General features: G+C 67.5%; 9 protein-coding genes and 1 pseudogene. 5 read left to right on the top strand and 5 right to left on the bottom strand.

Annotated elements, in window-relative coordinates:
- Nucleotides 1-199: 199 nt before the first annotated feature.
- Nucleotides 200-1,630: an HNH endonuclease signature motif containing protein gene (locus ET475_RS07655; protein WP_165310812.1), complete on the top strand. Its 1,431-nt coding sequence runs from the start codon at nt 200-202 to the stop codon at nt 1,628-1,630.
- A gap of 6 nt (nt 1,631-1,636) precedes the next feature.
- Here ET475_RS07655 and ET475_RS07650 read toward each other — a convergent pair whose 3' ends face one another.
- Nucleotides 1,637-2,083, bottom strand: coding sequence for an anthrone oxygenase family protein (locus ET475_RS07650; RefSeq protein ID WP_129388134.1), 447 nt, complete (start codon nt 2,081-2,083; stop codon nt 1,637-1,639).
- 86 nt (nt 2,084-2,169) lie between these two features.
- Here ET475_RS07650 and ET475_RS07645 point away from each other — a divergent pair, with 86 nt between their 5' ends.
- Nucleotides 2,170-2,748: a TetR/AcrR family transcriptional regulator gene (locus tag ET475_RS07645; protein WP_129388131.1), complete on the top strand. Its 579-nt coding sequence runs from the start codon at nt 2,170-2,172 to the stop codon at nt 2,746-2,748.
- A 19-nt stretch (nt 2,749-2,767) separates the two neighbouring features.
- On the opposite strand, the gene ET475_RS07640 is transcribed toward ET475_RS07645, so the two are convergent.
- The gene (locus ET475_RS07640) at nt 2,768-4,570 is read right to left on the bottom strand and encodes a glycosyl hydrolase family 18 protein (protein WP_129388128.1); all 1,803 of its coding nucleotides are present in this window, start codon (nt 4,568-4,570) and stop codon (nt 2,768-2,770) included.
- A gap of 175 nt (nt 4,571-4,745) precedes the next feature.
- Entirely contained in the window at nt 4,746-7,082 is a 2,337-nt protein-coding gene (locus ET475_RS07635; RefSeq protein ID WP_129388125.1) for a DEAD/DEAH box helicase, read from the bottom strand.
- A 539-nt stretch (nt 7,083-7,621) separates the two neighbouring features.
- On the opposite strand from ET475_RS07635, the pseudogene ET475_RS18400 reads away from it, so the two are divergent.
- Nucleotides 7,622-8,311 (top strand): annotated as a pseudogene (locus tag ET475_RS18400) (DUF998 domain-containing protein); the annotation flags it as partial.
- Nucleotides 8,312-8,538: 227 nt separating this feature from the next.
- Here the strand turns inward: ET475_RS18400 and ET475_RS07625 are convergent.
- Both ET475_RS07625 and ET475_RS07620 read right to left on the bottom strand, forming a co-directional pair.
- Nucleotides 8,539-11,766 carry an efflux RND transporter permease subunit gene (locus ET475_RS07625; RefSeq protein ID WP_129388119.1) on the bottom strand — a complete coding sequence of 1,076 codons (3,228 nt, stop codon included), beginning with the start codon at nt 11,764-11,766 and terminating at the stop codon, nt 8,539-8,541.
- A gap of 158 nt (nt 11,767-11,924) precedes the next feature.
- Nucleotides 11,925-12,194, bottom strand: a complete 270-nt coding sequence (locus ET475_RS07620) for a DUF7218 family protein (RefSeq protein WP_129388115.1) — start codon at nt 12,192-12,194, stop codon at nt 11,925-11,927.
- 229 nt (nt 12,195-12,423) lie between these two features.
- Here ET475_RS07620 and ET475_RS17820 point away from each other — a divergent pair, with 229 nt between their 5' ends.
- Together ET475_RS17820 and ET475_RS07615 are read left to right on the top strand one after the other, a co-directional pair.
- A complete protein-coding gene (locus ET475_RS17820; protein ID WP_165310810.1) occupies nt 12,424-12,588 on the top strand; it encodes a hypothetical protein in 165 nt (54 codons plus the stop codon).
- Nucleotides 12,589-12,713: 125 nt separating this feature from the next.
- Nucleotides 12,714-13,961 carry a CynX/NimT family MFS transporter gene (locus tag ET475_RS07615; protein WP_129388113.1) on the top strand — a complete coding sequence of 416 codons (1,248 nt, stop codon included), beginning with the start codon at nt 12,714-12,716 and terminating at the stop codon, nt 13,959-13,961.
- Nucleotides 13,962-13,965 lie beyond the last annotated feature (4 nt).

Here is a 13,965-nt window from a genome sequence, read left to right as displayed (position 1 = left end):
TTCTGTATGAGAGTAATCTCACGGTAGTGGCAGTATTCGACGAAGATATCTGCTACTCTTAGAGGTATAGCAAGTCCGCGATTGACGAGTAGCACACAGGCCAGAATGAGACGCGGAACCGGCACGATCGTCGGCTCCTGAGGTTGAGACGCTGCGGACACGTCCCCCGTTGTCGGCGTTCATCTGGAGCCTGTTTCCCGTGTCTTCCGAATCGCAGTCGCCCGAGCCCGAGTCGTCGGGCGCGGGGCCCGATCCGCTGACGGCCGGGCCCTTCGCTCCGTCGGGAATCTGGGGCACGCTGGATACTCTGGTGTCCGACCTGGTCGAGACCCGACGCAAGATCGCGGCGTTGCAGGCACACGAGGCTGAGCTGCTGGCCGACGCCGTCGACGTGGTCATCGCCCGCGAGCAAGACCGACACGAACGTCGGCTACCGGTCAGTCACCAGCTGCCTCTGCGTGAGATCTCCGCAGAGCTCGGCGCCGCCATGCGGCTGTCCGACCGGTCGGTGCAGTCCCGGATGGGTACCGCCTCTGTATTGGTCACCCAGTTCCCCGCCACCCAGCTCGCCCTCAGCCGCGGCGAGATCGATCTGGCGCATGCGCACACGATCGTGGATGCGGGCTCGATCATCGCCGACCCGGGGCTGCGGGCCGAGTATGAAGAGCGTGCTCTGTCCGCCGCGGCGGCCGAGACGCCGTACCGGTTGAGCAAGATCGTGACCATCCTGGCCGCTCGGATCGACCCCGCAGCCTCGAACGCGAACATCGAGCAGTCCAAAGACGACCGTTCCGTGCAGCTGATCGACCTGCCCCACAACCGCGGTCGGCTCATCTACGAAGGTCCCGCCATCCTTGCCCGCGCCATCTACGACCGCCTCACGACGACCGCCCACGCTCTCTCCCCCGCCGCCGGCACGGGCGATGCCCACGACGGCGCTCCGAGCGACACCAGCGAGGGCACAGCCGCGTTCACCCTGATCACCGCCCCCAGCGGCGACGCCGACTCCGATGTCGATTCCGGCGAAGACACCGAACCGACCGATCCCCGCACCATGGACCAGAAGCGCGCCGACCTCTTCGCCGACATCCTCCTCACCGCCATCCCCACTGGCCACGGCGACGGATTGGATGCTATCCACGCGAAAGTACAGATCACCGTCCCTGTGCTCACCCTTCTCGGCCACAGCGATCAACCGCCGATTCTTGCCGGGTACGGCCCCATCGATCTCGACACCGCCAAACGGCTGACCGCCCAGGCTCCTGGCTGGGACCGGGTCCTCACCGATCCCACCAGCGGCGAGCCAGTCGCGGTCGACCGCTACCGACCTACCGCGGCTCTGCGGCGCTTCCTCGACGTGCGCGACGAACACTGCCGATTCCCCGGCTGCACAAGACCCCCCTGGCATTGCGACGGCGACCATACCATCGACGCGGCGTTGGGCGGAGAGACCAGTGACGAGAACCTCGCCGACTTCTGCCGACCCCATCACGTCGTCAAACACCACACGCTCTGGCGTGTGGAGCAGCTCGGCCACGGCCGTCTCAAATGGACCAGCCCCACCGGACGCGAATACATCGACACGCCCATCGCCACCGTCACTTTCGTCCCCGAGCCGATCCCCTTCTGAACGGGCTCAGACGAGCGAGGCGACGAGCAGGGCGAACGCGGCGACCAAGACCGCGACGCGCACGTAGTGGAGGCGTTCCCAGCGCTGCAGCTGCTGCTTCCAGTCGGCAGGCCGGTTCTCGGGGGTCCACGTCTTGTTCAGGTTGTTGATCGGCACGAGCAGCAGAACCGACATGACCACGCTGAGCAGCAGCAGCACGCCCGCGGTGATCACCAGGCCGACGCCCTGATCGTGCCAGCTGACGAGGGCCCAGACCACGACCAGCACGAGTGAGCCGATGTACCAGAACGGCATCAGGGCGCCGAGCATTCGCCCGCCGTGGGCATGACCGAGTTGTCTGCTGTCTTCGGGGAGCGCGTTGAGGATGCGATTCATGATGAAGGCGACAGAGAACTCCACCCCCACCAACACGCCGACGATCACGGTGGAGAAGACTTCGAGGGCACTGACCATAATGGCTCCTAATCTAGTGTTGCTAGTTCTTCCTGCAACGCTAGCTCTTCTGGCGCTTGTTTGTCTAGCGGTGCTAGAATCTGGTCATGTCCGTGCAGGAGCGCAAAGAGCGAGAACGTGCAAAGCGGGAACAACTCATCGTGGCGACCGCTCGCAAGCTCGCCGAACAGCAGGGGTGGGACGCAGTGACCACGCGCCGGCTCGCCGAGCGCATCGAATACAGCCAGCCCGTCCTGTACAGCCACTTTCGCGGCAAGCGTGAGATCGTCGGTGCCGTCGCTCTCGAGGGCGCTGCCGAGATGGCGGCGGCCGTGCGGACCGCGACCGCAGCCGCCCACAACCCACGAGCCCGAGTCGCCGCGCTCGCTCACGCCTACCTGGACTTCGCTGCGGGTAATCCGGCTGTCTACGACGCCTTGTTCCAGCTCGACGGCGGCCTCGCATACGCACAGGAAGAGACCCCAGAACCTCTCAAGGACGCCTTCGCCGCACTGCGGGACACCCTGGGCGAGGTCGCCGGTGACGGCGTCGACCCAGGGCAGTTCACCGAGGTGTTCTGGGCATCTCTGCACGGACTGGCGACCTTGACCCGAGCCGGCCGGCTGCTGCCGGGAGACGCCGCGCAGAGGGTGAGGCTGCTCGTGGACCGGCTCGCGATGGTGTGATCGGGCTCGATCACCGCACTTACTCGGCCCGCCAGGGCCCCCACAGCACATCGGGCTTCTGATCGCGCGTCCACCATTGCGCAACATAGGTCGTGCCCTTGTAGAGCACCTTGTCGCCGGTGTCGTAGACGGTGTCGGCGTGCCACTCCTGCACCGTCGCCGGATCAACGCCGCACGCGGTCAGCGTGCTCCACGCCCCGACGTTCGAGTAGCCCGGGTGCTGACCCTTCGTGTACCAGAGCGCTTCGTACACGTGACGGCCGTAGTACACGCGGTCACCGCGATCGTAGGTGGTCTGCGCGTTCCACGCTTTCGCCGCGGCATCCGGAGTGTGTCCGCATGAAACGAGCGCGGTTCCGGCCACCGGTCCGTCGTCGGCCTTGCGCATGACGGCGGCGGATGCCGCAGACAGATCGCCGTCGAGGTCCTGGCTGAGCTCCCAGACGTCGACGCCGCCCACACCCTGCCGAATCGCCCAGCGGGTCTTCTCGGCGACCGAGAACGGATCGTCGAACGACCAGAACTCCCGCGCCACCGGGTCATATCCCCAGGTCGCTGTGTAATGCCCATCGGCCGCGTAGTCGTGATGGATCTCGAGTTTGCGAGCCTTCAGCTGATCCCACGACTGCTGGCCGATGCCGGTCGCCGCCGTCCACGGCTGGGCTTGGGCATCTTTCCACCCCTGCCCATATGCGGGCACGCCCAGGTTCAACTGCGCAGGATCGACGCCGGCGTCTTTGTACGACGCGACGATGGTGTCCAGTCCCAGCCCCCAGTTCTCGGCCGGATCGCCCACGATGTTCGCCTGATGACCGGTGGTCTGCGACCAGGTGCCCCACAGGTCGTAGCCCTGCAGATTGCCGTAGTCGAGGTACTGGAACAGCTCGGGAGCGCTCCATCCACCGGCGGTGATGACGGTGGGGCTGGCGGGAAGGAACGCCGAGAGCTCGTAGTCACGGTGGGTCGTCGTCGCGAGCGTATCGAGCTGAGCGCGCAACTCTTTCACGAACGCCAGCATGTGGGCCGCATCATTGGCAGGGTCGATGGAGTTGCCGACCTCCTGCGCCCAGTCGGGTGCGCCCGGCCACTCCCAGTCGATGTCGATGCCGTCGAAGATGCCGGAAGCGGCGCCATTGCCGCCCCGGCCGTCAATGGTGGGCAGATTACCCTTGATGTACAGGTCGATGCAGCTCGAGGCGAGCTTGGCGCGGACCTCCTCGGTGGCGACGGCCTTCGAGAACGACTTCGACCACGACCACCCGCCCAGCGAGATGCTCACCTTCAGGTCGGGGTACAGGCGCTTCAACTCCCGCAGCTGATTGAAGTTTCCGGCGAGCTTCTGCGTCTTGGTGTCGGCGACGCCCAGTACCGAATCGTCGGCGGTGTATGCACGCACGAAGTCGTCGTCGGCATCGCCGGCGGCATCGGTCTCGCCGGCAGCCGGAGCCGCGGCATCCGAGATGAAGCACGTGTACGGGTCGACGTCGTCGAGCCCCTTCGCGCCGTCGGCGCGCGCGGCATCCAGGGCCTGCTGTGAGCCGGCGATGTTGCCGAACGAGTAGTTCAGATGCGTGATGTTCTGCGCGGTCGCGGTGTCGACGAACAGCGTCTTCAGCGTCGCCTTGGCGTCGCCGCTCGCCTGCCAGGCGCCGTAATAGCCGACGTTGCGGTACCCGTTGACGGTGGTGGTGGGCGTGGGTGTCGACGCGCCGTCGTCGCTCGCGGCGGCAGTCACCGAGGCGGTGGCGGGGGATGCCGCGGCCAGGCCGACGACCACGGCGCAGACCGCAGTCATCGCCAGCAGGGAAGCGCGGGGGCTCACTTCACAAGCTCCTTCGGTCGGGGGTGCGCCCGGGTCGGGTCCTGGGCCGTGCTCGTGGCGGTGTTAGGAAGCCACCCTTACAAACACGTTCGCACCATCCTGGCAGAGTACGCCGTCGAGCGGAATACCCACCAGGGGTTCCGCTCGATCGGCGCCTGCGGCATCCCGCCCGCGGTCAGGCCGTGGGATCGACCTGACGCCCGCTGAGTTCTTCGAGCAGATCGTCGCCCGGACGCACCGGGGTGAACGGTGCCTCGATCTCGGCGTGCTCGAGCATTTCGGCCATCCGGCGCTGGCGTTGCCGGGGCACGAGCGTGACGACCGTGCCGGGGCGTCCGGCGCGACCGGTACGGCCCGAGCGGTGCAGATACGTCTTGTACTCACCGGGGGCGTCGGCCTGCACCACGAGGTCGATGTCGTCGACGTGGATGCCGCGGGCCGCGACATCCGTTGCCACCAGCACGTTCACCTTGCCGTCGGTCAACCGCTGCAGGTTGCGGCTGCGCTTGGCCTGATTCAGGTCACCGTGCAGCGCGACCGCGCGAATGCCGACCTCTTCGAACTGCTCGGCGAGCATCTCGGTGTAGGCGCGGGTGCGCGAGAACACGAGCGTCTTGCCGGCGCGGTCGACGAGGGAGTTGAGGATCTCGGCCTTGTCGCGGTGGTCGATCACGAGCACCTGGTGGTCGATGGTTCCCGAGTCCTGGTCCTCACCGGCCACTTCGTACACGGCCGGATCGACGAGGAACTCGTCCACGAGTGCCGCGACCTCACGGTCGAGGGTCGCCGAGAACAGCAGCTTCTGGGCGCCGTCGGCGACCAGTCGCAGAATGCGCTGCATCGGCTCGAGGAAGCCGAGCTCCGACATGTGGTCAGCCTCGTCGAGCACCACGACATGCACCTGCGACAGGTCGAGCTTGCCCTGCTCCTGCAGGTCTTCGATGCGACCGGGCGTGCCGATGATGATGTCGACGCCCTTCTTGAGCGCACCGACCTGGCGCGCCTGGGGCACACCGCCGTAGATCTGTGTCGTGAAAAGGCCGACACTGCGAGCGATCGGCTGCACCGTGCGGTCGATCTGCAACGCAAGCTCGCGCGTCGGGGCGAGGATCAGCGCCGCAGGCGATCGCCCGAACGCGCGCTTCATGCCCGCCTTGGCGCGCAGGACCGCTTCGACCAGTGGTGCACCGAACGCTATCGTCTTGCCGGAACCGGTGCGCCCGCGTGCCAAGACATCCTTGCCCGCCAGAATCGGGGCTATCGTCGCCGCCTGGATGGGGAAGGGATGCTCCGCCCCGATTCCGGCGAGCGCACGCACGATGTTCTCGCCCAGGCCGAGGTCGGAGAACGATGCCGTCGCCCCGGCATCGGCCTCGACGGCTTGCGCCTGCAGCCGCTCGTGCACGACATCGATGTGCTCTTCGTGGCGGGCCGCGGCGGCGTGGTCGCGGCGCGGGGCGTCGTGACGGTCGAACGAGCGGCGGTCATCGCGGCGGTCGCCACGGTCGCTGCGGTCGAACGAGCGGCGATCAGGCCGGGCGGCGTGCGCGGGGGCATCGCGGAACCGCGCCGGGCGATCATCGGTACGGCGCGAGCCGCGGTCGTCGCGGTACGCAGGGCGGTCGGTGCGGGGCGCGCGGTCGTCACGGAACGCGGGCCGATCAGTGCGCGGAGCGCGGTCATCACGACGCGGCGCACGGTCATTGCGGAAGCCACGGTCATCACCCTGAGACGCACGGTCGTCACGACGCGGAGCCCGGTCACTACGGAAGCCACGGTCATCACGCTGAGGCGCACGGTCATCACGACGCGGAGCGCGGTCACTACGGAAGCCACGGTCATCACCCTGAGGCGCACGGTCGTCACGACGCGGAGCCCGGTCACTACGGAAGCCACGGTCATCACCCTGAGGCGCACGGTCATCACGACGGGGAGCCCGGTCGTTACGGAAGCCACGGTCATCACGGAAGCCGCGGTCATCACCCTGAGACGCACGGTCGTCACGACGCGGAGCGCGGTCACCACGGAAGCCACGGTCATCACGCTGAGGCGCACGGTCATCACGACGCGGAGCCCGGTCGTTACGGAAGCCACGGTCATCACGCTGAGTCGCACGGTCATTCCCCCGTGCACCACGATCATCGCGTCGCACCGGACGGCTGTCACGCCGCGCGTCACCGAAACCACGGTCGTCCTGGCGCGGCACGCGGTCGTCGCGGTACGACGACGAACGCTGACCCGAGCCCGCCTGGTACCCGCGGTCGTCGCGGCGCACGCTGCGACCGTCGCGAATGGCGCGCGACTCGTCGCGACCGGCCTTCTCCTGCGCGGTCCAGCGACGCTTGGGCGCCGCGGTCTCGGACTCGGCAGCGCGATATCCGCGGTGACCCGGGCTGCGGCTGCCGGCCTTGCCGGCCGATGACTCCCCGGGGCGGTACTTCGTCTTCGCCGCATAGCGGGGATCGAAATTGCGAGCGGGCCGGCCTCCGGCCGGCTTCTTGTTCTTGGGCATGGTCCTTCTGGGTTCTCTTGCACGAGAACAGCGCCCGAGCGCACGCCCGGGCAACCCGGACGTCCGTCGGCCGGGGCCATTCTGATGATGGTCATGCACGCCGAGCGGCGCCCATCATCGGCCCCCTGAGCACACAAACCCACATTTTGCCCTGAGCCGACCGCTCAACCATATCGACAGCACCTGGGAGGAAGCCCGGTCACGTCTCCCCCGTTGTCCAGCCGCCTTGGCAAGGGCGCCGCCGAGCGCCGTATCGGCCCCGCAGCGAGCCCCGCCCTCGGCCGGGCCGAGGAGAAAGGCCGAGGAGAGGGCGAAATGGGCGATGACGGTCCTCGCCCGGGCATATCTCCTCGGCTGGGCCGAGGGTCGATGGCCGATGGGGGAACTCCCGAAGGGTGCGAAGAGCACGCGCCCCGCGGTGCCCTCGCGAACCGCCCGACCAGGGGGCGACCACTACCGGCACGCGCAACGCGGCGTCAATCCGCGCCCTCGGTGATGCGATACCCAGCGCACCCTAATACCATTCTTCTCGACGGCTGATGCCGTCACGCTGGGGGCTGGAAGGGACTGCATCCGGCGCGACACACGGATCAGGTCTGGGGACTCGGGCGAGTGGGGCGCTTCGAGGGGGAAAGATGTCGATCGGGGTATCGACGGCACAGACCGCACCGACGTCGGCGCTACGCGTCACACTGCCCGGCCTGCGCATCACACTGCCCGGCCTGCGCCGCCTGACGAGCCCGCAATGGGCGACCCTGGTGACGGCGCTGCTCGTGGCCGGAACGGCGGTGTCGATGATGACGAGCAACGACACCACGTGGCTGCACACCCAGTTCAGCGAGCTCGGCACCTTCCGCGACTTCTCCGGACACACCTTCAACCTGACGATGACAGTGGTGGGAATGCTCTTTCTCGGCTTCGCCCTGCAGGTGCGCCACGAGATGCACGCCCTGCAAGACCTGCGCGGCGTTCCCCGTTCCGGCAAGCTGAGTGTGCTGCTCGCCTGCGCGGGTGCTCATCTGGCCGGTGTCGGGTTCTTCCCGGTCAATGTCAACCAGTTCTTGCACGAGCGCGCCGCCGACGGCATCATCTTCTCGTTCCTGGGCGTTCTGATCACCGTCGTCATCCGCCGCCGGCACTATTCGACGCGTCTGATGGTGTTCACCTACCTGCTGGGCAGCACGCTGGTGATCTCGACGATCGTGTACCTGTTCCACGGCATGACGCTCACGTCGTTCGAGCTTCTGGCGTTCACCTTGATCTTCACGTGGCTCGGCGTGTTCGCCGCGCGCCTGCACCGCATGCTCGGCGCCGAGCGCCGCGAGCACGAGGCACCCCGGCACGAGTCACCCCAGCACGAGGCACCCCTGCGCGAGGCACCCCTGCGCGAGGCACCCCGGCACGAGTCACCCCGGCACGAGGCACCCCTGCACAAGACAGCCCCGCGCGCGACAGCTCAGTGCTCGCGGCGCGGCCGCCGCGAGGCCACCTGGTGCACCGCCGGCGCGGCGGGCAGCGCGCCCACCGTCTCGGCCGCGCCCACCGTCTCGGCCGCGCCCTGCCCGGTCACGACGACGGCCGGGCCGGCGGCATCCGCCACCTTCTCCCCACGTCGAGCCGCCCGCCGTTCGCGCGCGCCCTCGACCAGGTTGTACAGGGTGGGCAGCACGAGCAGCGTCAGCACCGTCGACGAGACGAGGCCGCCGATCACCACGATCGCCAGCGGCTGCGAGATGAATCCGCCGTGGCCGGTGATGCCCAGCGCCATGGGTGTGAGCGCGAAGATCGTCGCCAGCGCCGTCATGAGAATCGGCCGGAGTCGCCGGGAACCGCCGGCCATGACCGCGTCATGGGCCGACAACCCCTTCGTGCGGTACTGGTTGACGAGGTCGACGAGCACGATCGCGTTCGTGACCACGATGCCGATCAGCATCAGCACGCCGATGAGGGATGCCACGCCCAGCGGCACGCCGGTGATCAGCTGCAGCAGAATCGCGCCGGTCGCCGCGAACGGCACCGACACCAGCAGCAGCAGGGGCTGGCGCAGCGACTTGAAGGTCGCCACCATCACGACGTAGACGATCAGGATCGCCGCGAGCATCGCCAGGCCCAGCTGCGAGAACGCAGTGGTCTGCTGCGAGAGCACGCCACCGATCGACGCGTCAGCCGCCGTGGGCAGGTCTGCCGTCTTCAGCGCCTCGTCGATGGTGGCGGATGCCGCGGTCAAGTCATCGGTCGCGGGGGTGACCGTCACCGTGGCGGTGCGCACGCCGCGCTGCGACGAGATCGACGTCGGCCCGTTGGCCTTCTCGATCGTGGCGACCTTGTCGAGTCGCACCGGACCGGTCGCCGAGGCGACCTGCATCTTCTTGAGGGCGGCGATCGAGTCGGGCTCGTCGGCGGCCGCGAGATACACCGTGACGCTTCGCTCATCGATCTCGATCGCGCCGAGCTGCTGCGGACGCATGGTGTTCGAGACGAGGCTGCCCACCGCCACCTCACTCAGACCGAGCTCGGCGGCCTTGTCGCGATCCACCGACACCGAGATGTACGGCAGCGAGGCCGAGAGGTTCGTCGTGACCTGGCCGATGCCGTCCTTGCCCTGCACCGCATCGACGACGGCGTCGGTCGCTGTCTGCAGCGTCTTGCCGTCGGGCGCGGTCACATCGATCTCGACGTCACTCGAGCCGAAACCGCCCTGTGCCGCCGAGATCGTGACGGTTCCGACATCCTTCAGCCCCGCGACGGCGTCTTCGACGTCGGCGCGCACCTGCTCCTGATCGGCGTCGGTGTCGGTGGTGATCGAGTAGGTCACGCCGCTGCCGCCGCCGGCGAAAGCATCGCGCAGCGCCGAGCCGCTCGAACCGATCGAGGTCTGCACGGTGTCGATGCCGGCGACATCCTTGATCGCTGCTTCGACCTTCTTCGCCGCGGCGTTCTCGGTGTTCAGGGATGCCGCCGGCCCGAGGTCCTGCGTCATCGTGAACGTGTTCTGCCCCGAGTCGCCGAGGAAGTTCGTCTTCATCAAGGGCGCCAACGCGATGGTGCCGCCCAGCACCAGCAGCGCTATCAGCACGGTGACGCCCGAATGCTTCAGGGTCCACCGCAGAATCGGCAGATAGCCCCTCTGCAACCGCGAGGGCGGGGCCTCGGGCGCCTCGGGATCGACCGCGTTTCCGTCAGCGTCGAGCAGCTGCTTGCCCGGCTTGAGGAACCAGTACGCCAGCACGGGCACTATCGTCAGTGCCACCACCAGCGAGGCGACCATGGCGATGGTCACGGTGAGGGCGAACGGCCGGAACAACTCGCCGGTCATGTCGCCGACGAACGCTATCGGCAGGAAGACCGCGACAGTGGTCAGCGTCGATGCCGACACGGCCGTCGCCACCTCACGCACGGCGCGGGTGATGGCCTGCAGCTTGTCGGCCCCGTCGACGTAATGTCGTTTGATGTTCTCGATCACCACGATCGAGTCGTCGACCACCCGCCCGATGGCTATCGTCAGGGCGCCCAGGGTGAGGATGTTCAGCGAATAGCCGAACGCCTGAATGCCGATGAACGTGATCAGCACACTCGTCGGGATAGAGATCGCCGTGACGAGGGTGGAGCGCACTGACAGCAGGAAGATCAGGATGATGATCACCGCGAACAGCAGGCCGAGCAGACCCTCTTGTGCGAGCGAGTCGATCGACTGCTGAATGTAGGGCGCCTGATCGAACACGACGGTGAACTGCGCGCCGTCGAGCTGCTTCTGCAGTTCGGGCAGGGCATCGCGCACGGCTGTGGAGACATCGACGGTGTTCGCCGACGGCAGCTTCGTGATCGCCAGAGTCAGGGCGTCTTTGCCGTCCACGCGCGAGATGGTGGTCACCGGGTCGCGTTCCAACGCCACGTCGGCGACATCGGCGATCGTGGTCGCCCCGGCAGCGAGCTGGGCAGCCGAGCCGGGCACCAGGGGCAGCTTCTCTATCTGGTCGACCGAGTCGAGCTTCGAGCCGGTCTGCACGGTGAGGGTCTGATCACCCTCGGTGATGTCGCCACCGGGAAAGAGCAGGCCGTTCTGCTTCAGCGCGTCACTGATCGCCTGGGTGGTGAAGCCGGCCTTGGCGAGCTTGTCGGTATCGGGTGTGATCGTCACCCGCTGACCGCGTCCGCCCACGATCTGCGCGGCGTTGACCCCGTCGATGTCTTCAAGGTCGGGCACAACAGTGTTCTGCAGCCGTGACTGCACGGTCTGCTCGTCGTCATAGCCGGTCACCGCCAGCTGGATCACGGGGAAGTCGTCGATCGAGGCCGAGATCACGTTCGGATCGACGCCGTCGGGCAGGGTGGTCTTGATGCGGTTGATCGCGAGGCTGATCTTCTGCTCGGCCGTGGCGAGGTTCGTGCCGTACGTGAACTGCGCCTGCACGATCGACGAGTTCGTCGTGCTTGTCGCGCTGGTCTCTTCAAGCCCGGGAACGCCCTGGATGGCCTGCTCAATGGGGTCGGACACGTCGTTGGAGACGACCTCGGGCGAGGCCCCCGAATACGTCGAGACGACGATCAGCTGCGGGAACTCGATGGAGGGGATCAGCTCTTGTTTGAGATTGACCAGAGCTATCGATCCGAAGACGGCGGCGATGATCGTGATCAGCGCGATCAAAGCGCGATTGCGCAGGCTGAGGACGGCAAGCTTCGACACGGGTGCCCTTCGAGCATGAGGTGGAACACGGCCGCGCGAGGCCGTACGGCGCACAGTATTTCACGGGCCGCTGTGCAGGTCCCGAGATCGCACCGGCCGGCGCAGCCCAGCCGCCTCGCGCGATCCGCCGAGCACCCGCTTCGGGCGCGGCATTCTCGTCAGTGGTTGCGCAGCATGTCGATGAGCTCAGACTTGCGCTTGTCGGAATAGCCGTGCAGGCCGAGTTCTTTCGCGCGGTCCTTCAACTCGCCGACAGTGCGGTCTTCATAATCTTTCGCCTCACCGCCCCGGCGTCCGACGCTCTTCTTGCCCTCCTTCGCGGCAGCATTCGAGATGCGGGCCGCCTTCTCTTGCGAGGCGCCGTCCTTGCGCAGTTCGTCATACATGTCGGGATTCTTCAGGCTGTTCGAGGCACGTCCTCTGGGCATGATGTCTCCTTCTGTTTCGGTCACGGTAACCCGCAGCGCAAGGAGGGGTCGAGGGGTTGACGAGCCGGAGCATCCATGCTCACCCGGAGGCCGGACTGACGCGGCCGGCCCGGCATACCATCGCCGGGAATGCGCGTCAAGCGGGTAGCCCTGGGCGCCCGCAGTGGTGCACAGTGGCACAACATCGCCCGGTGCCGGTTGCGGCGCCGCCGAACAAGGAGGCACTCGGATGAACATCGGCTTGATCATCATCCTCATCATCGCCATCATCGTCGCGATCTTCAGCGGGCTCAACGCCGCGCTGCACTGGTTGCTGTGGGTGGCCGTGGTCGTCGCCGTCATCGCACTGATCGCGTTCCTCTTCCGGGTCATCAGCGGGCGCAACCGCACCTGATCCGTCTGAGCCCCAGGCACGTGCGCCGGTCCCGTCGGGGCCGGCGCACGGTGCGTGCGCCGGGCTGTGCCGACTGCCGTCGTATCGATTCGCCTGCCTGCACAGCCCGGGCATAGCCTGAATCCATGTCTTCTGCGCCGCCACCGGTCCCCCGCGAGCGCGCGCTCCGAGCCGGACTGGTCCTGGCCGGCGTCCTGCTACTGGCAGCGAATCTGCGCGCCGGCATCACTTCGGTCGGCCCCGTGCTGGGCGAGATCCGCTCCGATCTTCAGATCGGCGGCACCGCGGCATCCTTCCTTGTCGCCCTTCCCGTCATCGGATTCGCCGTCATCTCCCCGATCGCTCCCGGCATCGCCCGCCGCGTGGGTCTGGAGCCGGCCCTCGGCGGCTCGCTGCTCGTGCTCGCCGCTGCGATCGTGCTGCGTTCGGTGCCGCTGCCCGGCGCCATCTGGGTGGGCACGGCGATCCTGGGCGCGGCGATAGCCATGATCAACGTGCTTTTGCCCGCCCTCATCAAGCGCGAGTATCCCGACCGGGTCGGGCAGATGACCGGGTTCTACTCCGCCCTGCAGAGCGGAGTAGCGGCCCTGGCCGCAGGCCTGTCGGTGCCGATCGCGGGCATGACCGGTGCAGGGTGGCGCCTGTCGCTGGGAATTTGGGCGGCCCTTGCTCTCATCGGGTTCGCGGTGTTCCTGCCGCAGCTGCGCGCACACCATTCATCGAAGAGGGCGGATGCCGCTGCCGTCGACAGCACGGATGCCCCGGCCGACCCCGTCCACGTCGGGGCGATGTGGCGCTCGCCGCTCGCGTGGATGGTCACTCTCTACCTCGGCCTGCAGTCGACGATCTACTACACCGCCGTCACCTGGTGGCCCACCGTCGAACACGAGGGGGGACTGTCCATCACCGGCGCCGGCTGGCACCAGTTCATCTTCCAGGGCTTCGGCATCGTCGGCAGCCTCACGGCCGCCGCACTGCTGCACCGGCTTCGCGCCCAGAGCGGTCTGGCCGCGGTCGCAGCCCTTCTCGTGTTCGTCGGCGTCGGCGGGCAGTTGCTGCTGCCCGCGCTGGGGGTCGTCTGGGTGATCTTCCTCGGGGCCGCCGGCGGGGCGTCGATCACCGTCGCCCTCTCGCTGTTCGGCCTGCGCACGCGCAACCACCACCAGGCCGCCGCGCTGTCGGGCATGGGGCAATCGGTCGGCTATCTCATCGCGGCATTCGGCCCCATCCTCGTGGGGGCGCTGCACGATGCGACCGGCTCGTGGGAGTGGCCGCTGATCGCTCTGCTGATCGTGAGCGTCGGCATCTTCATCACCGGCATCTTCGCGGGCCGCGCGCGGTTCGTCGGCGAGCGCGCGTCCGCTCGCCGCTGAGGCA

This window comes from Microbacterium protaetiae (genome assembly GCF_004135285.1).
GTDB lineage: Bacteria > Actinomycetota > Actinomycetes > Actinomycetales > Microbacteriaceae > Microbacterium > Microbacterium protaetiae.
This window is presented reverse-complemented; position numbering and strand designations above follow the sequence as displayed.

Bases quoted from the DNA above. Each gene is read 5' to 3' on its own strand.
- ET475_RS07650 (WP_129388134.1), bottom strand. From the start codon at position 2,083: ATGGTCAGTGCCCTCGAAGTCTTCTCCACCGTGATCGTCGGCGTGTTG.
- ET475_RS07645 (WP_129388131.1), top strand. From the start codon at position 2,170: ATGTCCGTGCAGGAGCGCAAAGAGCGAGAACGTGCAAAGCGGGAACAA.
- ET475_RS07635 (WP_129388125.1), bottom strand. From the start codon at position 7,082: ATGCCCAAGAACAAGAAGCCGGCCGGAGGCCGGCCCGCTCGCAATTTC.
- ET475_RS07620 (WP_129388115.1), bottom strand. From the start codon at position 12,194: ATGCCCAGAGGACGTGCCTCGAACAGCCTGAAGAATCCCGACATGTAT.
- ET475_RS17820 (WP_165310810.1), top strand. From the start codon at position 12,424: ATGAACATCGGCTTGATCATCATCCTCATCATCGCCATCATCGTCGCG.
- ET475_RS07615 (WP_129388113.1), top strand. From the start codon at position 12,714: ATGTCTTCTGCGCCGCCACCGGTCCCCCGCGAGCGCGCGCTCCGAGCC.